Genomic DNA, 20,473 nt, shown 5'->3' with positions numbered 1-20,473 from the left:
ACAAATAATTATGGCGAAATCTATTACCGAAAAAAAGACAATTACTTTGCGTTCAGAAATAGTCGAAAGACTAGAGCGTTTAGCTGTAGAAGAGAACCGTAACTTTTCCAATATGTTGGAAACAGTAGCTATAAATTACCTAAAAGAAAATGATAACTATGCGTTATAAAAAACAACAAAGCCTCCCATTTGGAAGGCTTTGTTTTAATAAGTATTGACACCGTAACTCTAGGGTCAGAGAACAGTTCTTGCAAGTCTGTGTTTTGGGTTCGACTCCCAGCGGTGTCTCAACAAAGGAATGGAATCAAATTTCATTCCTTTTTATGTTTTGTTTACACAAATTAAAGAAAAATTTTAATAAAACAATCCTAACAACTGTTAAATTCGATGAATTTTCCACAATTTTTACGATTATTTTAACCAAAAAGCGCAATTCTTAAATAATTCTCTAATAAACTTCACGAATAACACTATTTTATTTCTAAATACTCACAATTCAGTTTTATTTAATAATCTACTTTTCTACTCTTAAACTCAATCTTAAGTTTTCACTCTTTTTCACTCCGACTACAAATGACTACATCTTTTTAAGTCCTTTGTTGATAAGTGTAAACAGGTATATAGTTCCCTATTTTATAAGTAAACATATTAAAATAAAAATGTATATATTTATAGTAAATTAATAACATGGCAAGGGTTTGTTTAGAGTGTAGTGAAAAATTAGTAGGCAGAAGCGATAAAAAATTCTGTAGCGATTATTGCAGAAATGCTTATAATAATACGATTAATAAAGATTCTAAAAACTTAATTAGAAATATAAATAATCGCCTTAGAAAAAACTGGAGAATATTAGAAACCTTAAACCCTAAACAAAAAACGAAGACTACAAGAACTAAACTCATTCAAAACGGTTTCGATTTTAATTATTTTACAAGTATATATACTACAAAGGCAGGAACTGTTTATTATTTTGTTTATGATCAAGGCTACCTGCCTCTAGATGGCGATTATTATGCACTTGTTAAGCGAGAGTAGTTTTTTTTGTAACTTTTAGGTTTGCTTTTATACCTATTAAATATAATCTAATTAATTGTTTTTATTTTATAAAATGAGTACACCCATTATTATTGTTGTTGCTATAAGTTGTTTTGTTTTATTAGCGTATTTAATTTACTACTATAGCCCTAAAACAATTATTTTAAGACGATTAAAAAACTTACCGTCGCAACGTGTTGGGAGTTTAAAAACGAAAACCTATTCTAAAATAGAAGGTAAAGCTTTAAATATAAAAACACCTTTAGTGGCACCATTAAGTAAGCGAGAGTGTGTGTTTTATAAAATGCAAATACAGAAAAAAGTTAGCTCTGGTAAAAACTCGCATTGGAAAACTATTGTGCAAGAAGAGCAAATTCAAGATTTTTTTATAGAACAAACTGGAGAGCTTGTTGTGGTGTTGCCAACAAATGCGCCTAAAAATTATTATGCCTATTTGGTAACCGATAAGAAAACAAGCTCAGGGCTGTTTAAAGCGCTAACTCCAGAATTTGAAACCTTATTAAAATCTTACCATATAAAAACAGATAATTTATTAGGTTTTAATAGGCAGCTACGTTATAAAGAAGCTATTGTGGAAATTGGCGAACGTATTACAGTTGCTGGCTATATTAAATGGCAAAAATTAGATAATCCTGTAAAAGATTATAATTATTCTAGTATTGCTACGGTAACAGCAAAAGGAAAAGATAAAATATTAATAACCGATAGCCCAAAAGCCTTAAAACCAAAACACGGTAGAGTATAAAAAGCTTTTAGTATAATTTTACTAAAAGCTTTTTTTTAAAGTAAATAATAGATTTTATTTCCAGTTTTGTCCTTTTAATTGCATAGCAGCTTTAAGCACGTCGTTTTGGCTTATTTGTCCAACTAGTTTGCCATTTTCTACAACAGGAAAACGGCGTCTGTGCGTTTGTACAAACATGCTGGCAGCATCAAATATATTCATGTTCGAGTCTATAGTATCAACATCTTTTGTAAAGTATTTTTCAATGGTAGCATCTTGCATTGGCATATTGTAATAACGACTTTCGCTAATTTGTTTTATACAATCGCTTTCAGAAATTATACCAATTAACTCGCTATCGTCATTAACAACGGGACCACCAGAAATACTATTTTTTATTAAAGATTGCATTACACTTTCAATAGTTTGGTCGGGCGTAAAAGTTATTAAGTCCTTAGTCATATAATCACTTACAGAAAAAGGAATATTATTGGTGTCATTTCCTTGTTGTCTTCTTGCGCCTTGAAAACTTTTTATTGCCATAGTTGTAAATTTTTGTAATTCTAAATATACTTAATATTTTTTTTATTTCCTAAAAATTTATTGTACTGGTAAAATGGTATAATACCAATATTTATGTAGTTTTAAAACTTTAAGTAATAATATTTAAGGGTTTTAAGTACGAATTTTATAGATTTAACCCGTTAAAAAATAAAATAAAGACAATGAGAATTATAGCAGGACTAGTTTTAATGATGTTAACCTTTTTGGTTAATGCGCAAAGTAATACAGAATTACTAAAACATTACGAGGCGTATTATAAACAAATGAAGGCTCAAGGAGATACGCAAGGTATAATTAATGCCATAACGCATTTAAATATTTTAGCACCTTCAGATGCAAGAAAAGATACATTGGCTTACATCTATATGAGCGAAAATAAGTTTATGCAAGCACTTAACACCATTGGTATTGAGCAAGATGCTTCAGATTCTGATATTGCAGTAGAGGTTAAAGCCATTGCATTAAAGTCTGTTAATCAGCCTAAATTAGCAATAGCACATTTTGAAGAGATGTTTAAAAGAAGGCCCAATGCTGTAATAGCTTACGAATTGTCAGATCTTAATATGCAAACTCAAAACTTAATTCAAGCCGATAAACATATAGCTTACGGTTTGGCAAATGCTAAGCCCGAAGATAAAAAAGCATTTTACGAAACGCAAACTCCATACGAAGTTCCTTTAAAAGCGGCATTTATGTATTTAAATGCAATATCTAATTATAGTAAAGATAAAAAGGTAAATATAGATTCTGCTATTAATCTTTTAGACGAAACTTTAAAAGAAGCGCCTAATTTTAATTTAATTAAAATTACAAAAAACGAATTATTAAGGCAAAAGCAAGCTTTAACCGATGTAAATACGTCTAAAAATTAACTAAGGTTTTTCAATAGATCGGTTATCAAACTCAATTTTTTTATTCATCTGAAAGCTTAAATTAGAAAACGAAACTAAAAAAGCCTTAATGTTTTCAAGCAATTCTTCTTTTGTAGTGGTTGTTAAATTAGATAAACTTTCAAGCTGAAATAGTTTTGTTTCTAAAACTAAAATTCTAGATAAAATAGACTCAGAATTAAGCTCTCTAGGAATGTTTTGTTTTAATTCTTTTACAAGTAGTTTTGTAACTTTTTCGTTATCAATAAAATAGGATAAGTCGCCTTTTTTTACATTAGTAATAACCTCTTCTAGTTGGGTGTATTCTGGCCAATCTTTTACAATGTTGTTGGTTTTAGAGTCTAAAATGTATTCAACATATTTAAGCGTAGCTATATCTTGCTCTGTAATATCTTGGGTTTTGTTTTGTTGGGTTAGAGACTCTTTAGTTTCATCTTGCGATTGCTTACAAGAAGTAAACGCAAGTAAAACGCTAAAAAAAATTAAATATTTAAAGTGCATTTTATGTCATTTAAAAATGATGTAATACAAATATATAGTAAAGGTTTAATTTTTTAGAATTATAGAATAATGAAAATCAATAATATTTCATTTTAAAAATACATTATTATCATTAAAAACTTATTATTTTTGATATATTCTTATATCAAAGCAATTTAATGAGCTCAAAAATATTAATTATAGGTGCTTGCGGGCAAATTGGTTCAGAATTAACATTTAAACTACGGCACTTATTTGGTAACGAAAATGTTATTGCTTCCGATATTAATGCAGGTAACGTAGAAATATCTAAAACAGGTATTTTTGAAATTGTCGATGCTCAAAACTATACAAGTGTAAAAAACTGTATAGAAAAGCACCAAATAGATACGGTGTATTTAATGGCAGCCATGTTAAGTGCAACAGGCGAGAAGCACCCAGAAAAAGCATGGAATTTAAATATGAATTCTTTATTTCATGTGCTTAATTTAGCTAAAGATAAGATTATAAAAAAAATATTTTGGCCATCAAGTATTGCTGTTTTTGGTCCCACAACACCAACAAACTATACACCACAATATACAACCATGGAGCCATCAACCGTATACGGTATAACAAAGCAAGTAGGCGAGCGTTGGTGCGAGTATTATTTTAATACATACAATGTAGATGTAAGAAGCATAAGGTATCCAGGTATTATAAGCTGGAAAACATTACCAGGAGGAGGCACGACAGATTATGCTGTAGAAATTTATCACGAAGCAATAAAAACAAAAACATACCAATGTTTTTTAAAGCCAGACACCAAATTACCAATGATGTTTATGGACGATGCCATAAAAGCCACCATAAGTATAATGCAGGCTAATAGCAATGCCATTAAAATTAGGTCATCGTACAACCTGGCAGCCATTAGTTTTACACCCAACGAAATAGCAAAATCAATAAAAAATCATATTCCAGACTTTCAAATAACATACAAACCAGATTACAGGCAAAATATAGCCAATAGTTGGCCAAAAAGCATTAACGATTCTTATGCTAGACAAGACTGGAAATGGAAACACACATTCCTGTTAGAAGATATAACAGAAGAAATGCTATTTCAATTAGGTAAAAAAAACAATACTATTTCAAAAACACCACAATAATTGTATCTTTGAGGTACCCTAAATCTTAATTACTATGCTAGAAAATTTTTGGTTTAATGTAGAATACGGAATTAATCATGTACTTGATATTAACGCCTACGACCACGTTTTATTTCTTATCGTTTTAACCGTACCATACGTTTTTAAAGACTGGAAACGTGTATTACTGCTAGTTTCTATGTTTACACTCGGGCATACCCTGTCCTTAGTATTAGCAGCCTATAGCGTAGTATCTGTAAACGCAACAATAGTAGAATTTTTAATACCAATAACCATTTTAGTAGTAGCGCTGTTTAATGTATTTACCTCGGGTAAAGGTGCCCAGCGCGAAAAAGTAGGCGTACTCTTTTTATCTACCTTATTTTTTGGTTTAGTACACGGCTTAGGTTTTGCTCGCGAGTTTCAAATACTATTAAGCGATACCGACAACAAACTAATATTGCTTCTAGAATTTGCCTTAGGTATAGAGCTAGCACAAGTAATTATTGTATTTGTAGTACTCTTTTTAGGCTATATAGTGCAAACCATTTTTAGGTTTAGTAAACGCGATTGGATTATGGTAATATCGGCAATTGTAGTAGGTTTAGTAATTCCAATGATTTTAAATAGCGACTTTTTAGCCTAGAATATTAGAGCGTTACCACAAGGGTCGGGCTTTCACTACTCGCTGCCTCCTACCGTCGGCGAGCTCAAACACACCGTTCAATCCCTAACGCAAAAGCACAACACAAATTAAACTTTCGTAAAACTTTAACGAATAGACGTTGTAATTAAAATAGTTACTAACTATATTCGTTATAAAGTCTGCGTTATGGATAGAAGCGGCATCCTTTTGCTTTTTTTTAGCAAAAGATATAGCGAATAGCCAGACCCGAATAACAATAACGTTACAATAATACGTTAAGTTTAAAATGAGGGTAACGCCCAAATAAAACAAATTAATGCCAAAAAATAAACAACTTAAGTACGATAAAGCCTATTTAAGAATAGCCCAAGAATGGGGAAAATTATCATATTGTAAACGCCGTCAAGTAGGCGCTATTATTGTAAAAGATAGAATGATAATATCAGACGGTTATAATGGCACACCATCGGGTTTCGAGAATTTTTGCGAAGACGACGAAGGTTACACCAAATGGTACGTATTACATGCCGAGGCCAATGCCATATTAAAAGTAGCAGCATCAACACAATCGTGTAAAGGCGCAACGTTATACATAACCATGTCGCCTTGTAAAGAGTGTAGTAAATTAATACATCAAGCAGGCATTGTTAAAGTCGTTTATAACGAAGCATATAAAGATAATTCTGGGCTAAAATTTCTTGAAAAAGCAGGAATAGAACTAGAACAAATAGAAGATTTAAAAGCATAATGTCTATTCAAAAAAAATATTTACCTCTATTTTTAGGTGTTGCCATAGCAACAGGTATTTTTATTGGCGGAAAGTTAAACTTTAACGATTCCTCAAGCCGTTTATTTTCAACAAACAGTAAAAAAGATAAACTTAACAGACTTATAGATTATATAGAGTACGATTATGTTGATGATATTGATACCGATAGCATTGTAGATGTAACTGTAAATGGTATACTAGAAAACCTAGACCCACACTCGGTTTACATTCCAAAAGAAGATATGGCTCGAACAGCCGAAGAGCTAAAAGGCGATTTTGTTGGTATAGGCGTAAGTTTTTATACCTATAAAGATACCATAGCTGTAATTCGAGCAATAGAAAATGGCCCAAGTGCAAAAGCCGGAATTAAAGGCGGCGACAGAATAATTATGGCTAATGGCGACTCGCTATTTGGTAGTCACCTAGAAGACGGAGAAATTGTAAAAAAACTAAAAGGCACCATAAACTCTAAAGTAAACTTAAAAGTATATCGAAAAGGAGAACCAGAACTGCTAGATTTTACAGTAAAACGAGCCAATATACCTATTAAAAGTGTTGATGCATCTTACATGCTAACCGAAAAATTGGGGTATATAAAAATAAACCGTTTTGCCGAATCTACTTATAAAGAATTTAAAGCAGGATTAGAAAAACTACAAGCTTTAGGAGCTACAGAAATGGTTTTAGATTTACGCGATAACCCAGGAGGATTTTTGCATATCGCAGAACAAATAGCCGATGAGTTTTTAGAAGATGACAAGCTTATTTTATTTACAAAAAATAAAAGAGGAGATATTGAAGAGAAATATGCAACAAATAAAGGCGATTTTGAAAGTGGTAAAGTGTACGTGCTTATTGATGAGAATTCGGCATCGGCAAGCGAAATTGTTGCAGGAGCCTTGCAAGATAATGATAAAGGAACAATAGTAGGGCGCAGAAGCTATGGTAAAGGACTTGTACAGCGCGAAATGGATTTGGGCGATGGTAGCGCAGTAAGGTTAACAGTATCTCGTTATTATACACCAACAGGACGGTCTATACAACGCCCATATACTAACGGAAATAGAGATTATTACGATGAGTATTTCGATAGGTTAGATAGCGGAGAACTTCTAGACCCAGAAAACATAAAAGTTGATGATTCTTTAAAATTTACAACACCAAAAGGCAAAGTAGTTTATGGTGGTGGCGGTATTATTCCAGATGTTTTTGTGCCAATTGATAATAGCATGCATAACGAAACATTATCCTTTTTACTACGTCGTGGTTTTTTTGGAAATTTTGTGTTTGAAGAATTAGAAAAAGACCGACATTTTTATGATGAGGAATCTAGACAAGATTTTATAGATAATTTTAATGTGGGAGACGATTTAGTATTTGCATTTCAAGATTATTTAAATCTAAGAACCGACTCTAAAGTTACATTTGTAGCTTACCATGATGAGGTAAAGCAATACATAAAAGCCACGTTAGCCGATCAGCTTTTTGGAGCAGGCGCTTTCGAGGAGGTTTATAACCAACGCGATATTATGATTGATGAGGTTATTAAATTAAGTGATAATAAAACAAAGTTAGATTAAACCTCAATCTTATCATGCACTTTGGAGTGTTTTCCGTTGTTCCAAAGTGTTAAAATATCGGTAGCCACATGCGCACCGCTACCAGAAGCTATAGCAAATTGGCTACGCCAACCAGCCAAAGTGCCAGCAACATACAAATGCTTTTCAATAAGATGATTGGAGTTTTTAAGCCAAATCCTATTTTTCTCTGTAGCAGCCCTTGGGTGTGGTTCAATATATTGGTTTAAGCCATTAATAGTCATTAAATTAGTATACCCTACAGCAATAACTACAATTACAGATTGGTAAGTGTTTTTATTTGTTTTAACGGTAAAGTAAGTGTTGTTTTTGGTAATTTCTAAAACTTTTTCGTTATCAATTTGGTTAACATGAGGGTATAAATGAGCTAACTGTTTTTTTCCATTTTCTAGAATAGAGGCACCAGTAGTTCCTGGCGTTAAGCCTAAAACATTGTTAAATAAAGCCGTTTGTAAATGCGATGTTTTTTGGTGTGTAATTATCCCAATAGTTTTGTTGGTTGCAAAAGCTTTAGGTTTTGCAGAACCTAAAACCAAAGCGCAAGACATACCTGCAGCACCACCACCAATTATTAAAGCATCAAACATGTTATTTGCGTTCTTTTATTTTTTGTTCTATTTTTTTTGAGGTTCTTAAAATAGCCATCATTACAATAACGCAAAGCGAAGCTACAATGGTAATTAAAGCTATAATGCTATCGCCTTTAAAAGGTGCATCAAAATTAATTTGTGTAACATTAAAAATAAGCAAGCCTAAGGCTATTATACTAAGTACTAAGGTGAAAATTTTCATGGTTTTTTATCGTTTTTATTTACACAATGCCAAACAATGCTTTTATATTGTGAGCAAATAATTTTACAGCAATGGCTAATAGAATAACACCAAAAACTTTTCTAATAATATTAATGCCGTTAGCTCCTAAAAAGCGTTCAATTTTTGCAGATGTTTTAAGTACTATATAAATAATAATAACATTTAATAAAACAGCAACAATAATATTTTCGGTGTTAAATTCGGCTCTTAAAGATAACAAAGTAGTTAAACTTCCAGGCCCAGCAATTAATGGGAATGCCAAAGGGAAAACAGTAGCTGTCATAGAGCTGTTTTCATCTTCTTTGTATAATGTAATACCTAAAATCATTTCTAAAGCAATAAAAAATAATATAAAAGCACCAGCAACAGCAAACGAGTTAACATCAATACCAATAAGATTTAAAATGCTTTTCCCTAAAAACAAAAAAATAATTAAAATTACCCCTGCAATTATTGAAGCTTTTTCACTTTGTATGTGTCCCGCTTTTTTTCTTAAATCAATAACAATAGGAATATTTCCAATAATATCAATAACGGCAAATAATACCATAAAAGCTGTAAAAATTTCTTTAAAATTGAACTGCATTACTTTGTGTTTTTAATTTTTGGCAAAAGTAGATTATTATATTAATTAAATAAACCTAAACTTTAAGTATTTTTGTGCTCTACAAGATATAAATATTTATGTTTCAATTAGGTAAAACCATTGTTTCAGAAGACATTATAAAAAAAGATTTTGTTTGCAATATATCTGCATGTAAAGGTGCATGCTGTATTGATGGCGATGCCGGCGCTCCGCTTGAAGCAGACGAAACTAAAATTTTAAAAGAAATATACCCTAAAGTAAAGCCTTTTTTGCGTCAAGAAGGTATAGAGGCTATCGAGGCTCAAGGTACATTTATTACAACTGAAGATGGCGAGCTAGAAACACCATTAATTAATGGCGCAGATTGTGCTTATGTTATTTTCGATGAAAATAAAGTGGCGCTTTGTGCTATTGAAGAAGCCTATAACCAAGGCGAAGTATCTTGGAAAAAACCAATATCGTGCCATTTATACCCAATACGTGTTCAAGATTATAGCGAGTTTTCTGCTGTAAATTATCATAAATGGCAAATTTGCGATGTCGCTTGTAGTCTAGGAGAAGAATTGCAAGTACCCATATATAAATTTGTAAAAGAAGCACTCATAAGAAAATTTGGGGAAGCCTGGTATACAGAGTTAGAAAAAGTAGCCAAAAATTTATAAAAAATAAGGCTTAAGTACTGTAAAAATAAGGCTTTTCAAGAGGTGTTAAATATTTATTTTGTTTCCTTTTGAAACCCTAGTGTTTTGTTCGTAATGTTCTTAATTTCAATTACTTACAAATATTTTTTTGTAAAATTATTTTTTGTTGAAGATTTTTTAATTGTTAAAAACTTGTTGAAAAGGTTTCGGCGAGTTCTTAAATTCGTGTTAATCATTTTGCAATCTTTGTTGAAAGAAAAACAGAACGCATTTTCGTTTTTATTCGATAAAAACAGACAATAAAATAATGTTTTTTTCATTTCGCCTTTTTAAAGGAAATTATATCACGTTTTACGGAAATTATTCAAGAAATTTAGAAGTATCTACTAAATTTTATAATGACTTTTAGTCTTTAAATTAAAAAAATATGGAAATTAAAGAAATTATTAAAAGAGATTACGAAACAAGCCCGTTTGTTTTAAATAAAATTTCTAATGCTATAGAAAAAGCAATGATTTCTGTTGGTAATGGTACCAAAGAAGATGCCAATACTATATCTGTAAATGTTTTACAAACGTTATTAAAGAGAAAAGGAAAAGATCATAAATACTTGCCAACGGTAGAGGAAGTACAAGATCTTGTTGAAGAGAAGTTAATGGAGAGCGCTTTTCATGATGTAGCAAAAGCATATATTTTATACAGAGATGAACAGGCAAGAAACAGAAAAACAAATATTTTTGAAAAACGAATTAACTTAAAACCTTACGAGTATCCAGAGCTTAACGAATATGTAGATGCAATAAGACATTCGTACTGGATTCATTCAGAATTTAATTTCACAAGTGATATTCAAGATTTTAAAACAAGACTTACAGTTGTAGAGCAAAACGCTATAAAAAATACAATGCTTGCAATATCGCAAATTGAAGTAGCAGTAAAATCATTCTGGGGCGAGATTTATAATAAAATGCCAAAACCAGAAATAGGATCTGTAGGTGCTACTTTTGCAGAAAGTGAAGTACGCCATCAAGATGCATATTCGCACTTGTTAGAGATTTTAGGTTTAAATAACGAGTTTAAAAACCTGAAGAAAAAGCCAGTAATAATGAGACGTGTTCATTATTTAGAAACGGCTTTAAAGAATGCTAAAAGTGAAGATAATAAAGAGTATGCAGAGTCTATTTTGTTATTCTCTCTCTTTATAGAACACGTGTCATTATTTTCTCAATTTTTAATAATAATGGCTTTTAATAAGCATAAAAACATGCTTAAAGGCGTTTCAAATGTTGTTGAAGCTACTTCTAAAGAAGAACAAATCCATGGGGATTTTGGAATTGATGTTATTAAAATCATAAAAAAAGAAAACCCAACTTGGTTTGATGAAGAGCATAGCAACTTAGTGAAAGATTTATGTGAAGAAGCATTTGTATCTGAAAGCAAACTTGTTGATTGGATTTTTGAAGCTGGAGAATTAGATTTTTTACCAAAAGACGTAATTAACGAGTTTATTAAAAACAGATTCAATAATTCTTTAGAAAGTATTGGAATTGATAAAGTATTTGAAATTAACGAATCATTGGTTGAACAAACTGAATGGTTTGATGATGAAATTATAGGAACAAAACATGGAGATTTCTTCGTGAAGCGTTCTATTAACTATAGTAAAAGAACAAAAAGTATAACAAGCGACGACCTATTTTAAACTATGAACCAAAAAATTAATCCAGACCTCGACCAAAAAGTGAATATAGAAACTACAAAAATTTCTAGCCAAGAAGAATTAATTAAAGCTAGAAAAGAAGCCATAAAAGAAGCCAACGCCGAACCAGAAATAAAATGGTTAACAGAGCATAGTCGTCAATTTTTAGCATCTGGCTACCTAACAGAAGGTACAAGCCCAGAAGAACGTATTAAAGAAATAGCAAATAGAGCTGAAGAAATTCTAAAAATAGATGGTTTTGCCAAAAAGTTTTATGGTTATATGGCAGAAGGTTACTATTCGTTAGCTTCGCCTGTATGGTCTAACTTTGGTAAAAAACGTGGCTTACCTATTAGTTGTTTTGGTTCACACATTTCTGATGATATGGGAGACATCCTTTACACACAATCAGAAGTAGGAATGATGTCTAAATTAGGAGGAGGAACTTCTGGTTATTTTGGAAAACTTCGTCATAGAGGAGCTCCAGTAAAAAATAATGGAGAATCTTCAGGAGCGGTTCATATCATGCAATTGTTCGAAAAAATGGTAGATGTTGTAAGTCAAGGTTCTGTAAGAAGAGGCCGCTTTTCTCCGTACTTACCAATCGAGCATAATGATATACACGAGTTTTTAGAAATAGGAACAGAAGGTAACCCAATTCAAGAGTTAACACATGGTGTAACTGTAGGAAATGATTGGATGCAAGAAATGATTGATGGTGATACCGATAAAAGAGCTATATGGGCAAAAGTGTTACAACGTAGAGGAGAAATAGGGTATCCATATATTTTCTTTAGAGATAACGCAAATAATGCTGCGCCAGATTGTTACCAAGATAAAAAGCACGAAATTTACGCAAGTAATTTGTGTTCTGAAATCATGTTGCCAACAAACGAAAAATGGTCGTTTGTATGTGTTTTATCTTCAATAAACTTACTGCATTATGATAAATGGAAAGATACAGATGCTGTTGAAACCATGATATATTTCTTAGATGCTGTATTAGAAGAGTTTATAACAAAATTAGAAGTTTATAGAGACTCTCCAGATCGTGATGATAGACAAACATTCTTGTTTATGGAGAAAGCTTACAATTTCGCAAAAGAAAACAGAGCTTTAGGAATGGGAGCGTTAGGTTGGCACTCATTATTACAATCTAAAATGTTAGGTTTCGATAGTCAAGAAGCTTTTAATTTAAATAGTGAAATTTTTAAGACTATAAATGATAAGTCTAAGAAAGCATCAGAAGAATTAGCAAAGTTGTTTGGTGAGCCAGAAGTATTAAAAGGATACGGAAGACGTAACACCACTTTAAATGCTGTAGCACCAACAACATCATCTGCTTTTATTTTAGGACAAGTATCGCAAGGTATTGAGCCAATTTGGTCTAATAGCTATGTAAAAGATATTGCCAAAATAAAAACAACAATTAAGAATCCTTTTTTATTAGAATTATTAAAAGAAAAAGGAATGAATACAACCGAAGTATGGAAAAGTATTCGCGATTATGATGGTTCGGTACAACATTTAGAAGGACTTACAGATCATGAAAAAGATGTGTTTAAAACCTATTCTGAAATCGATCAAATGACCATTATTTATCAGGCAGCAAATAGGCAAAACCATATTGATCAAGGACAATCAATAAACATTATGGTGCATCCAGATATGCCAGTTAAAGACATTAACAAGCTTTATGTTAATGCTTGGAAACTTGGTGTAAAATCATTGTACTACCAACATAGTATGAATGCAGCGCAAAAATTTAAGCAAAAGAAAGAATGTACAAGTTGTGAAGGGTAAGACCTTGAATTGTATGTAACTTACAGTATTGATATTGGGTTTGTTCCCCCTTTCGGGGGGAACCCCAAATTTTTAATAAAGCACCTTTTACGAGGTGCTTTTTTGTTTAAAATAACTAATAACTAGGGTTTATATAAATTAAATACAAAAAAACATCCTAAATTTTAATTTAGGATGCTTTTTAAATAGATTAATTAATACTAAACCCTTAATCTAGTATATTGTTATTGGCAACCGTATTGTCATTCTCGGCCATTAAAGCAAAAAACTTATCAATGTTTGGAAGAATAATAATTCTTGTACGTCTGTTTCTAGATCTGTTTTCTCTAGAATTATTTTCAGCAATAGGTTGGTAGCTACTTCTACCAGCTGCAATTAATTTTTCTGGCGCAACGTGGTATTTGTTTTGTAATTTACGAACTACAGATGTCGATCTTAATACGCTTAAATCCCAATTATCTGCTATGTTGGCGGTGTTAATTGTTCTAGAATCTGTATGGCCTTCAACCATAACATCTAAGCTAGGTTCAGAGTTAATAACATCTGCTAATTTTTGTAATACTTTATCGGCCTTAGAACTTAATCGGTAGCTTCCGCTATTAAACAACATGTTGTCTGCTATAGAAATCATAACAACAGTTTCGTTAATGTTTACTGCAAAATCGTCATCTTCATTAATATGACTTTGGTTAATTGTTTTTTCTAAGTTATAAGCCACAGCAATATTCATAGAATCTTTAAGTGTTTTAGCGTTGTTTAATTTAGCAGCATCAACATTTTTAAGTGTTTCTCGCATTTTAATTTTAGCATTATACGAGATTACAGCACCGTTAGCTTCAGTTTTAAATTTAGAATTGTTTTCTTCAGTTAATGTGCCAACATCTTCTTTTAAAGACGTTATTTTCGAGTTATAATGGTCTACACGAGTTTGAATTTTAGCAAATTTGGTTTCTAAATCTTCTTTAGCAACTCTTGTTTTTTGTAATTCACTTTTAATTTCTCCATTTTCATGTTCTAAAGCCAAGTATTTCTTTTTTGAAACACAAGAAAAAGTGAGGGCAACTAATAATACAATTGAAATTTTCTTCATAATTTAAAACTTTTGGTTTACTTCATTTACGACGAAAAGATGGTTTTAGACGTTTAAACGTTGTTTTAATTTTGAAAAAAATAAGCCATTTATGTTTAAGTATTTAGTATGCAGAGGGATATAAAAAAAGCACACTGATTTAGTGTGCTTTGAAATTACATATAATTTTATTTTTTATTCTTCTTCGTCTGAATTTGATATTGTTGCAGGCTCTACAGAGGCATCGTGTGCGTTGTAGTACTCTTCTAAAAGTGTCATCGTGGCTTTTAATAAATCTTTAGTTTCTAGTAATACACTAAAGTAAAGCGTTGTGTTTTTTGGACTAGATTCTTCTGTTCTGGTGCGCTCTACTTGTTTTTGTATTTTTTCAGTTAACATACTAAATATGTTATCTTTTCTGTTTAATACAGAGCCAATTTCTTCAAAAGAACCAGAATTAAATGCTGCTTTAGTATCGTTAAACAAAGTTTCTAAAATACTGTCTACCTCTTTTAATTCTTTTATTTGAGTGAATTTTAATTTTTTATGATTATTATTTACATGTTTGTAGCTTACATTGCTTATGTATTCTAACGATTGCGCTAAGTCTTGTAAATGACTTAAAATATTTATGTAAAAATTACTAGCTGTTACACTAGGTTCTTCTAGGTTTTTAATAAAATAGAAAATATTATCTCTTAACGATTCTATTTCATTAGATAGTTTTTCTATGTTTCTTTTATTCTTTTTAAGTAATTTTAAATTGTGTGTTGCTAGACCGTTAATGGCATTGGTGTAAATTCTATTACCTCTTTTAACAACATTCGCAATATTTTCTGCACTTTCAACAATGACACCTTGTGTAGAGCTACTTTCGGCTTTTTCTAAGCTATTTTCTTCTTTTAAAACTTTACTTTGCTTTCTGTGACTTAAATAGTTTCTAAATAATAGAATTATAGCAAGAGTTAATAAAGCTGCTAATGCGTAACCTCGGCCATAGTATAATGTTACTGCCATTATAGCTGCAGCTACAAAAGCGCTAAAAGCTGTAAAAAACCAGCCTCCTATAACATTTAAAACCCCAGCTACTCTGTATACAGCGCTTTCGCTACCCCAAGCACGATCTGCTAAAGATGTTCCCATGGCTACCATAAATGTAACATAGGTAGTTGATAGAGGTAATTTCATAGATGTTGCTATTGATATTAAAACACTTGCAACCATTAGGTTTACAGAGGCTCTTACTAAATCGAAAGCAGGAACATCCTCGGGTTTTAAAGCAATTGTTGGTCTTGCTTTTTGAAACTGTTTATCAATATAAACTTTAGCAGTATTTGGTATTAAGGTGTTAAACCCTTCAGAAAGCGCAATACTTCCTCTTACAATACCTCTAGATAACGAGTTGGGCTCGAAACGTTCTTCGCCAGAATCTTGACGGGATAAATCTACAGAAGTTTTTACCACGGCTTTGGCCTTGCTTGAAAACCATAAGGTTAAAACCATTATTAAGCCAGCTATAAGTAGTAATATAGGTTGCGCAGGCACAGCCTCAGATAAGCTAGACATTCTAAATTCTGATGGTAAAACTCCGCTACCACTAAAATTAGTATGAGCATCTAAAGCGGCTATTGGTACACCTATAAAGTTAACCAAATCGTTACCAGCAAATGCGACAGCTAGAGCAAACGTACCTACAATAATAATAATTTTATAGATATTGGTTTTAAAAACCGATATTATAATTAATGAGATTAATGTAAAAATTATAAACCCAATTCCTAATAAAGCAGCCGGATGTCCAGATATTAAATCTTTAACACCATCATTCATAAAAGAAGCATTTTTAATACCTTTTATAAGAATGAAATACATAATTGAAGTTACTGCAAAACCGCTAAATATAGCCCCAAAAAGTTTAGGCTTATCATTAAAGTTAAATGATAGTAATAACCTAGATAAGAATTGTATTAATGCTCCAATAGAAAAAGCTACAACTACAGAGAGGAGTATGCCTAGTATAATTTCAATAGCTTTTTCGTTATTAATATAATTGCCTAAGTCTAATAAAGTTTGGTTATTATCTGAATATATTTTAATAACAGCAATACAAACTGAAGCGCCTAAAAGCTCGAAAACAATAGAAACTGTTGTAGATGTAGGAAGGCCTAATGTATTAAAAAAGTCCAATAGTAAAATGTCTGTTATCATTACTGCCATGAAAATAATCATGATTTCATCAAACATAAATTCTCCAGGATTAAATATACCTTTTCTTGCAACTTCCATCATACCACTAGAGGTTAATGCCCCTACAGCCACACCAATACTGGCAATAATCATAATGGTTTTGAATGAAACTGCTTTTGAACCAATTGCTGAATTAAGAAAGTTTACAGCATCGTTACTAACACCAACAACTAAATCTGCTATAGCTAAAAAAGCTAGAGCAACTAGCATATAAATATAAATGTCTCCCATTTAAAATGTTGAAAAATAATTGAAAACAAATGTCTTATTTTTAAACGAACTCAATGTTATGGAAATGTTATGTTCTTTTAATAAATGATAATTTTTTGTTTTCTAGTACTTTGTTAATAGTTTGTAAGCTCATTATTATCTATTTTTAATAATATAAAATACTGAAAAACAATTATTTAAACGTTTAATGTTAATTTAATGTTATGTAAATGTTGTGTAAATGTAAAATATATTATATATTTGTAAAAGAATTATTAATTAAAACCCCCATACAAATGAAAAATATAGCAATTTTATTAATAGTACTTTTTACAACAGTAAGTTTTGCTCAAAAAGAAAAAACGTTAACATTAAATAAAGAAACTAATTTAATTGAAGCTGTTTATTATCATGATAATGGAGAAGTTAGTCAAACAGGCACTTTTACACAAGATGGTAAATTAGAAGGTAATTGGTTAAGTTATGATAAAAACGGTGTTAAGTTAGTGTCTGCTTTTTACAAAAATGGAAAAAAAGTAGGTAAATGGATTCATTGGGTAGATGGCCAAAAGAAAGTAATTACTTATACAGATAATGTAGCAGCATTATCATCGTTGTAATACAACTAAACTAAAAAAACCAAAAAGCCTTAAACTTTAAAGTTTAAGGCTTTTTTTATTTTAATTCTGTTAAGAATTTAGAACTTGTAAGAGTAACCTATAGAAAATTCTGTTCCTGGTTCTCTTAAAGAAAATATTTGGTCTTTAGCTTTGTATGACTGGTAAACACTTTCTCTTTCTGCGCCTAAAATATTTGTAACTTTTATATCGATTGAAGATTTTTTATTTTCTCCAAAAGCTTTATTTAAAGTAAAGTTTAAACTCTCAAAAGGTTTTGTAAACACATCTGGTACACCGCCTAAACCTACAACTTCAAGGGTTTTTCCTTGCATGTTAAAGAATAGTCCTGTTTGTAAACCTATATCGCTATTAGAATAATTTAAACTGGTGTTTATTAAAAAAGGCGATTGCCCTTGTAAGTTACGTTTTCTATCAATAGTCTCGCCATCTCTTGCATTAGCTTGTCTTGATAAAAATTCTTCTTCAGACATGGTTAATTCAGACTCTGTTACAGAAACATTTAAAGCAAACTTTAAGTTATTTAAATTTTCAGATATAAATCCTAAATGTTTTCTAAACTCAAACTCTGCACCATATACTTTGGCACTACCTAAGTTGCCAATAGTTAATTGTGTAGGAGCCGAAGCAAAGAAAGATTTTTCAAGCGGATCTGTAAAGTCTTTATAAAAACCACTTATTGCAAACATTTGTCCTTCTTCTCCAAAGTTTTCATACCTTAAATCGAAATTGTTTACGTAAGTTGGTTTTAAATTAATATTACCAATAAATAATCTATCTGTAATAGGATCGAAAATTTGAGATAAAGAAGCTTCTTTAAATGAAGGTCTTGCAGTTGTTTTGTAGTAAGATGTTCTAATGTTTGATTCTTCTGTTACGGCATATATTAAATTTGCCGAAGGGAATAAATCGTACTCATCTAAAACTTTAAATCTGTCATATAAATCTGCTCCATCTTGACCCGTGTAATAAGATGTGAAAGATTCTGCTCTTAAACCTAAAATAGATTTAAGTTTTTCGCTAATATTAAACTCGTTTGATATATAGGTTGAAGTTATGTGTTGTTCACCCTCGTATGCATCATTTGGATTAAATATATCAACAGAAATTAGGTAAGTTCCATTTCTGTTGTCTCTGCTCCAAATATTTTCTGGTAATAAGATGTTGTTAGGGTCTCCGTCGGCAACAGGTGTTCCGTTGTTGTCAAACGTCCAATCGTCAACACTAAAATCTCTAAATTTATAAGTGTAACCACCACCAAATTTTACTTTAGCAGGCTTTCCAAATAGTTCGTATTTTTTACTAAAATCAAACTTAGTTGCCCAGTTTTCTTCTTGTAAAAAACGCCATATTCTAATAGGGAATGTAGCTGCAGAAGCACTAATAAAATATTCTCCAGATTGCGATTCTTGTAAAGGTGTAACGCGATGATCTTTATCGTGTACTTTTGAAAAAGTAGGTGATAATTTCCAGTCGAAATTCCAATCGTTATTAGCACCAAAAGAATGTTTACCATTAATAAGTAAGTTGGTAACCGAGCGCTCTGTGTAGGCAAGTGCGTCTTTTGTTAATGGCTCGAAACCAGATCCAGATCCAGAACCACCTTGTGCTACATTTTGATTAAATATACCTCCTGAAGACTCTCCATTTTGAATATGCAGTAGGTTTACTCTGTATTTAGAGTTTTGAGTTTTAAAGGTAAGACCAACTAAACCGTTTAAAAGCACGTTGTTAGAACCTTCTCTACCTCTTGAAAACCTATCGGCAACAAGCTTGTTATTAGAAGTATCGTTAGCATCAATAGAATACGCACCATCAATTCTGTTTTCGTAAAAAGTGGTGCTGTTTTTGTATGAAAACGAAGCTAAGTAACCAAACTTATTGTCTTCTCCAACAGTAAATTGGTCTCCCAAAGTAAATCCTAAATCGAAATTTGGTTTACTTGTGCTTTCTTTTGCTCTTAACTCTTTGTTAAAACGTCCTGTTAACGATGTTAATAGGCCTCTGTTTTCAAAAGTTCCAGGAATTTCTTGGTATCTGTGTATTGGCACGTTTCTAGTACCATTATCATACCCAAAAAAGTCTGTATCGCTAGCCGTTCCGTTTAAATAATTGTCTTTACCATGCATGCTTGGGTTATAGCCAGCACCAACCGAAACAGAAGCTTCAAATTTTGTTGGAAAATCTTTTGTAACAATATCTACAACACCACCAGTAAAATCTGCTGGATATTCTGCAGCGGCAGATTTTACAACGATAATATTATCTAAAATATTAGTTGGAAAAATATCCATTTGAATGGTGTTTCTATCTGGGTCTAAACCAGGAATATCTACACCATTTAAAGTAGATTTTGTGTAACGGTCACCAAGACCTCTTACGTAAACGTATTTTCCGCCTTCAACAGATACCCCAGGAACAGTCTTTACAGCACTTGCAAGACTTCCGGCTCCGCTAGATTTAATACTTTGGGCAGATAAACCATCTAAAAGTGTAACAGATTTTTTTTGAATGTTTAATACAGCTTCTTCGGTGTTTCGTTTAATGCTTGTTGTAATAACTACAGCATCTAAGGAATTTGAAGATAAAATGACATCTAAATCGACTACTTGACCAGCTTTAATTACTACATCGCTTATTTCTTTAGATTGGTATCCAACAAAAGAAAAGATAATAGTATAAGTGCCTTCATCAAGTGTTAATTGGTACTTTCCATCAAAATCGGAGGTGGTACCTGTAGTAGTTCCTTTTACTAAAACGTTAGCAAATGCCATAGGCTCGTTATTATATTCGCCATCAAGTATGTTACCAGCAATAGTTCCAGTTTGTGCCGAGATACTTATAAATGAACAAAAAAATAGTGCAAGAACTATATAAATATTTTTCATATATATAATTTGTAAACTACTG

General features: G+C 31.5%; 20 protein-coding genes and 1 tRNA gene. 13 read left to right on the top strand and 8 right to left on the bottom strand.

Going from position 1 to position 20,473, the window contains the following annotated elements; translation table 11 throughout:
• Positions 1–10: 10 nt before the first annotated feature.
• The 4 genes from ACNG5D_RS10875 to ACNG5D_RS10860 all read left to right on the top strand — a co-directional run bounded on the left by ACNG5D_RS10875 (position 11) and on the right by ACNG5D_RS10860 (position 1,801).
• On the top strand, positions 11–169 hold the full coding sequence (locus ACNG5D_RS10875; protein ID WP_418183549.1) for a hypothetical protein: 159 nt from the start codon (positions 11–13) through the stop codon (positions 167–169).
• A 47-nt stretch (positions 170–216) separates the two neighbouring features.
• Positions 217–288: transfer RNA gene (locus ACNG5D_RS10870), tRNA-Ala, on the top strand.
• 399 nt (positions 289–687) lie between these two features.
• On the top strand, positions 688–1,035 hold the full coding sequence (locus tag ACNG5D_RS10865) for a hypothetical protein (RefSeq protein ID WP_418183548.1): 348 nt from the start codon (positions 688–690) through the stop codon (positions 1,033–1,035).
• Between the two features lie 73 nt (positions 1,036–1,108).
• The gene (locus ACNG5D_RS10860; RefSeq protein ID WP_418183547.1) at positions 1,109–1,801 is read left to right on the top strand and encodes a hypothetical protein; all 693 of its coding nucleotides are present in this window, start codon (positions 1,109–1,111) and stop codon (positions 1,799–1,801) included.
• Positions 1,802–1,855: 54 nt separating this feature from the next.
• Here ACNG5D_RS10860 and ACNG5D_RS10855 read toward each other — a convergent pair whose 3' ends face one another.
• A complete protein-coding gene (locus ACNG5D_RS10855; RefSeq protein ID WP_418183546.1) occupies positions 1,856–2,323 on the bottom strand; it encodes a CBS domain-containing protein in 468 nt (155 codons plus the stop codon).
• A 182-nt stretch (positions 2,324–2,505) separates the two neighbouring features.
• Here ACNG5D_RS10855 and ACNG5D_RS10850 point away from each other — a divergent pair, with 182 nt between their 5' ends.
• Positions 2,506–3,216: a hypothetical protein gene (locus ACNG5D_RS10850; protein ID WP_418183545.1), complete on the top strand. Its 711-nt coding sequence runs from the start codon at positions 2,506–2,508 to the stop codon at positions 3,214–3,216.
• On the opposite strand, the gene ACNG5D_RS10845 is transcribed toward ACNG5D_RS10850, so the two are convergent.
• Positions 3,217–3,735, bottom strand: coding sequence for a hypothetical protein (locus ACNG5D_RS10845; RefSeq protein ID WP_418183544.1), 519 nt, complete (start codon positions 3,733–3,735; stop codon positions 3,217–3,219).
• A 158-nt stretch (positions 3,736–3,893) separates the two neighbouring features.
• Between ACNG5D_RS10845 and ACNG5D_RS10840 the strand changes: the two genes are divergently transcribed.
• The 4 genes from ACNG5D_RS10840 (at position 3,894) to ACNG5D_RS10825 (ending at position 7,839) form a co-directional block, all read left to right on the top strand.
• On the top strand, positions 3,894–4,865 hold the full coding sequence (locus ACNG5D_RS10840) for an NAD-dependent epimerase/dehydratase family protein (protein WP_418183543.1): 972 nt from the start codon (positions 3,894–3,896) through the stop codon (positions 4,863–4,865).
• Positions 4,866–4,899: 34 nt separating this feature from the next.
• On the top strand, positions 4,900–5,490 hold the full coding sequence (locus ACNG5D_RS10835) for a HupE/UreJ family protein (RefSeq protein WP_418183542.1): 591 nt from the start codon (positions 4,900–4,902) through the stop codon (positions 5,488–5,490).
• 316 nt (positions 5,491–5,806) lie between these two features.
• Complete coding sequence (locus ACNG5D_RS10830) at positions 5,807–6,238, top strand: deoxycytidylate deaminase (protein WP_418183541.1); 432 nt, start codon at positions 5,807–5,809, stop codon at positions 6,236–6,238.
• Positions 6,238–7,839, top strand: a complete 1,602-nt coding sequence (locus ACNG5D_RS10825; protein ID WP_418183540.1) for a S41 family peptidase — start codon at positions 6,238–6,240, stop codon at positions 7,837–7,839. Before ACNG5D_RS10830 ends, ACNG5D_RS10825 begins: the two co-directional genes overlap by 1 nt.
• On the opposite strand, the gene ACNG5D_RS10820 is transcribed toward ACNG5D_RS10825, so the two are convergent.
• From ACNG5D_RS10820 to ACNG5D_RS10810, 3 genes are read right to left on the bottom strand one after another with little or no spacing between them, the layout of a single operon-like run.
• On the bottom strand, positions 7,836–8,444 hold the full coding sequence (locus tag ACNG5D_RS10820; RefSeq protein ID WP_418183539.1) for an FAD-dependent oxidoreductase: 609 nt from the start codon (positions 8,442–8,444) through the stop codon (positions 7,836–7,838). The two genes, ACNG5D_RS10825 and ACNG5D_RS10820, sit on opposite strands and share 4 nt — an antisense overlap.
• Before the next feature lies 1 nt (position 8,445).
• Positions 8,446–8,649: a hypothetical protein gene (locus tag ACNG5D_RS10815; protein WP_418183538.1), complete on the bottom strand. Its 204-nt coding sequence runs from the start codon at positions 8,647–8,649 to the stop codon at positions 8,446–8,448.
• A gap of 19 nt (positions 8,650–8,668) precedes the next feature.
• Complete coding sequence (locus ACNG5D_RS10810; protein WP_418183537.1) at positions 8,669–9,256, bottom strand: MarC family protein; 588 nt, start codon at positions 9,254–9,256, stop codon at positions 8,669–8,671.
• 98 nt (positions 9,257–9,354) lie between these two features.
• On the opposite strand from ACNG5D_RS10810, the gene ACNG5D_RS10805 reads away from it, so the two are divergent.
• The 3 genes from ACNG5D_RS10805 to ACNG5D_RS10795 all read left to right on the top strand — a co-directional run bounded on the left by ACNG5D_RS10805 (position 9,355) and on the right by ACNG5D_RS10795 (position 13,399).
• Entirely contained in the window at positions 9,355–9,918 is a 564-nt protein-coding gene (locus tag ACNG5D_RS10805) for a DUF3109 family protein (RefSeq protein WP_418183536.1), read from the top strand.
• Positions 9,919–10,324: 406 nt separating this feature from the next.
• The gene (locus ACNG5D_RS10800) at positions 10,325–11,599 is read left to right on the top strand and encodes a ribonucleotide-diphosphate reductase subunit beta (protein ID WP_418183535.1); all 1,275 of its coding nucleotides are present in this window, start codon (positions 10,325–10,327) and stop codon (positions 11,597–11,599) included.
• A gap of 3 nt (positions 11,600–11,602) precedes the next feature.
• On the top strand, positions 11,603–13,399 hold the full coding sequence (locus tag ACNG5D_RS10795; RefSeq protein ID WP_418183534.1) for a ribonucleoside-diphosphate reductase subunit alpha: 1,797 nt from the start codon (positions 11,603–11,605) through the stop codon (positions 13,397–13,399).
• A 208-nt stretch (positions 13,400–13,607) separates the two neighbouring features.
• On the opposite strand, the gene ACNG5D_RS10790 is transcribed toward ACNG5D_RS10795, so the two are convergent.
• Together ACNG5D_RS10790 and ACNG5D_RS10785 are read right to left on the bottom strand one after the other, a co-directional pair.
• Complete coding sequence (locus tag ACNG5D_RS10790; RefSeq protein WP_418183533.1) at positions 13,608–14,489, bottom strand: OmpA/MotB family protein; 882 nt, start codon at positions 14,487–14,489, stop codon at positions 13,608–13,610.
• A 174-nt stretch (positions 14,490–14,663) separates the two neighbouring features.
• Positions 14,664–16,946, bottom strand: coding sequence for an inorganic phosphate transporter (locus ACNG5D_RS10785; protein WP_418183532.1), 2,283 nt, complete (start codon positions 16,944–16,946; stop codon positions 14,664–14,666).
• 275 nt (positions 16,947–17,221) lie between these two features.
• On the opposite strand from ACNG5D_RS10785, the gene ACNG5D_RS10780 reads away from it, so the two are divergent.
• Positions 17,222–17,545 (top strand): toxin-antitoxin system YwqK family antitoxin, encoded by a 324-nt coding sequence (locus ACNG5D_RS10780; protein WP_418183531.1) that lies wholly within the window; start codon positions 17,222–17,224, stop codon positions 17,543–17,545.
• 77 nt (positions 17,546–17,622) lie between these two features.
• Here ACNG5D_RS10780 and ACNG5D_RS10775 read toward each other — a convergent pair whose 3' ends face one another.
• Complete coding sequence (locus ACNG5D_RS10775) at positions 17,623–20,451, bottom strand: TonB-dependent receptor (protein WP_418183530.1); 2,829 nt, start codon at positions 20,449–20,451, stop codon at positions 17,623–17,625.
• Positions 20,452–20,473: the final 22 nt, after the last annotated feature.

The sequence above is a fragment of the Algibacter ulvanivorans genome, from assembly GCF_048381495.1.
In the GTDB taxonomy this organism is placed as follows: Bacteria; Bacteroidota; Bacteroidia; order Flavobacteriales; family Flavobacteriaceae; genus Algibacter_B; species Algibacter_B ulvanivorans.
The sequence above is the reverse complement of the archived record's forward strand: the minus strand, read 5'-3'. Positions and strand labels throughout refer to the sequence as shown.

Bases quoted from the DNA above. Each gene is read 5' to 3' on its own strand.
- ACNG5D_RS10875 (WP_418183549.1), top strand. From the start codon at position 11: ATGGCGAAATCTATTACCGAAAAAAAGACAATTACTTTGCGTTCAGAA.
- ACNG5D_RS10865 (WP_418183548.1), top strand. From the start codon at position 688: ATGGCAAGGGTTTGTTTAGAGTGTAGTGAAAAATTAGTAGGCAGAAGC.
- ACNG5D_RS10860 (WP_418183547.1), top strand. From the start codon at position 1,109: ATGAGTACACCCATTATTATTGTTGTTGCTATAAGTTGTTTTGTTTTA.
- ACNG5D_RS10855 (WP_418183546.1), bottom strand. From the start codon at position 2,323: ATGGCAATAAAAAGTTTTCAAGGCGCAAGAAGACAACAAGGAAATGAC.
- ACNG5D_RS10850 (WP_418183545.1), top strand. From the start codon at position 2,506: ATGAGAATTATAGCAGGACTAGTTTTAATGATGTTAACCTTTTTGGTT.
- ACNG5D_RS10845 (WP_418183544.1), bottom strand. From the start codon at position 3,735: ATGCACTTTAAATATTTAATTTTTTTTAGCGTTTTACTTGCGTTTACT.
- ACNG5D_RS10840 (WP_418183543.1), top strand. From the start codon at position 3,894: ATGAGCTCAAAAATATTAATTATAGGTGCTTGCGGGCAAATTGGTTCA.
- ACNG5D_RS10835 (WP_418183542.1), top strand. From the start codon at position 4,900: ATGCTAGAAAATTTTTGGTTTAATGTAGAATACGGAATTAATCATGTA.
- ACNG5D_RS10830 (WP_418183541.1), top strand. From the start codon at position 5,807: ATGCCAAAAAATAAACAACTTAAGTACGATAAAGCCTATTTAAGAATA.
- ACNG5D_RS10825 (WP_418183540.1), top strand. From the start codon at position 6,238: ATGTCTATTCAAAAAAAATATTTACCTCTATTTTTAGGTGTTGCCATA.
- ACNG5D_RS10820 (WP_418183539.1), bottom strand. From the start codon at position 8,444: ATGTTTGATGCTTTAATAATTGGTGGTGGTGCTGCAGGTATGTCTTGC.
- ACNG5D_RS10815 (WP_418183538.1), bottom strand. From the start codon at position 8,649: ATGAAAATTTTCACCTTAGTACTTAGTATAATAGCCTTAGGCTTGCTT.
- ACNG5D_RS10810 (WP_418183537.1), bottom strand. From the start codon at position 9,256: ATGCAGTTCAATTTTAAAGAAATTTTTACAGCTTTTATGGTATTATTT.
- ACNG5D_RS10805 (WP_418183536.1), top strand. From the start codon at position 9,355: ATGTTTCAATTAGGTAAAACCATTGTTTCAGAAGACATTATAAAAAAA.
- ACNG5D_RS10800 (WP_418183535.1), top strand. From the start codon at position 10,325: ATGGAAATTAAAGAAATTATTAAAAGAGATTACGAAACAAGCCCGTTT.
- ACNG5D_RS10795 (WP_418183534.1), top strand. From the start codon at position 11,603: ATGAACCAAAAAATTAATCCAGACCTCGACCAAAAAGTGAATATAGAA.
- ACNG5D_RS10790 (WP_418183533.1), bottom strand. From the start codon at position 14,489: ATGAAGAAAATTTCAATTGTATTATTAGTTGCCCTCACTTTTTCTTGT.
- ACNG5D_RS10785 (WP_418183532.1), bottom strand. From the start codon at position 16,946: ATGGGAGACATTTATATTTATATGCTAGTTGCTCTAGCTTTTTTAGCT.
- ACNG5D_RS10780 (WP_418183531.1), top strand. From the start codon at position 17,222: ATGAAAAATATAGCAATTTTATTAATAGTACTTTTTACAACAGTAAGT.
- ACNG5D_RS10775 (WP_418183530.1), bottom strand. From the start codon at position 20,451: ATGAAAAATATTTATATAGTTCTTGCACTATTTTTTTGTTCATTTATA.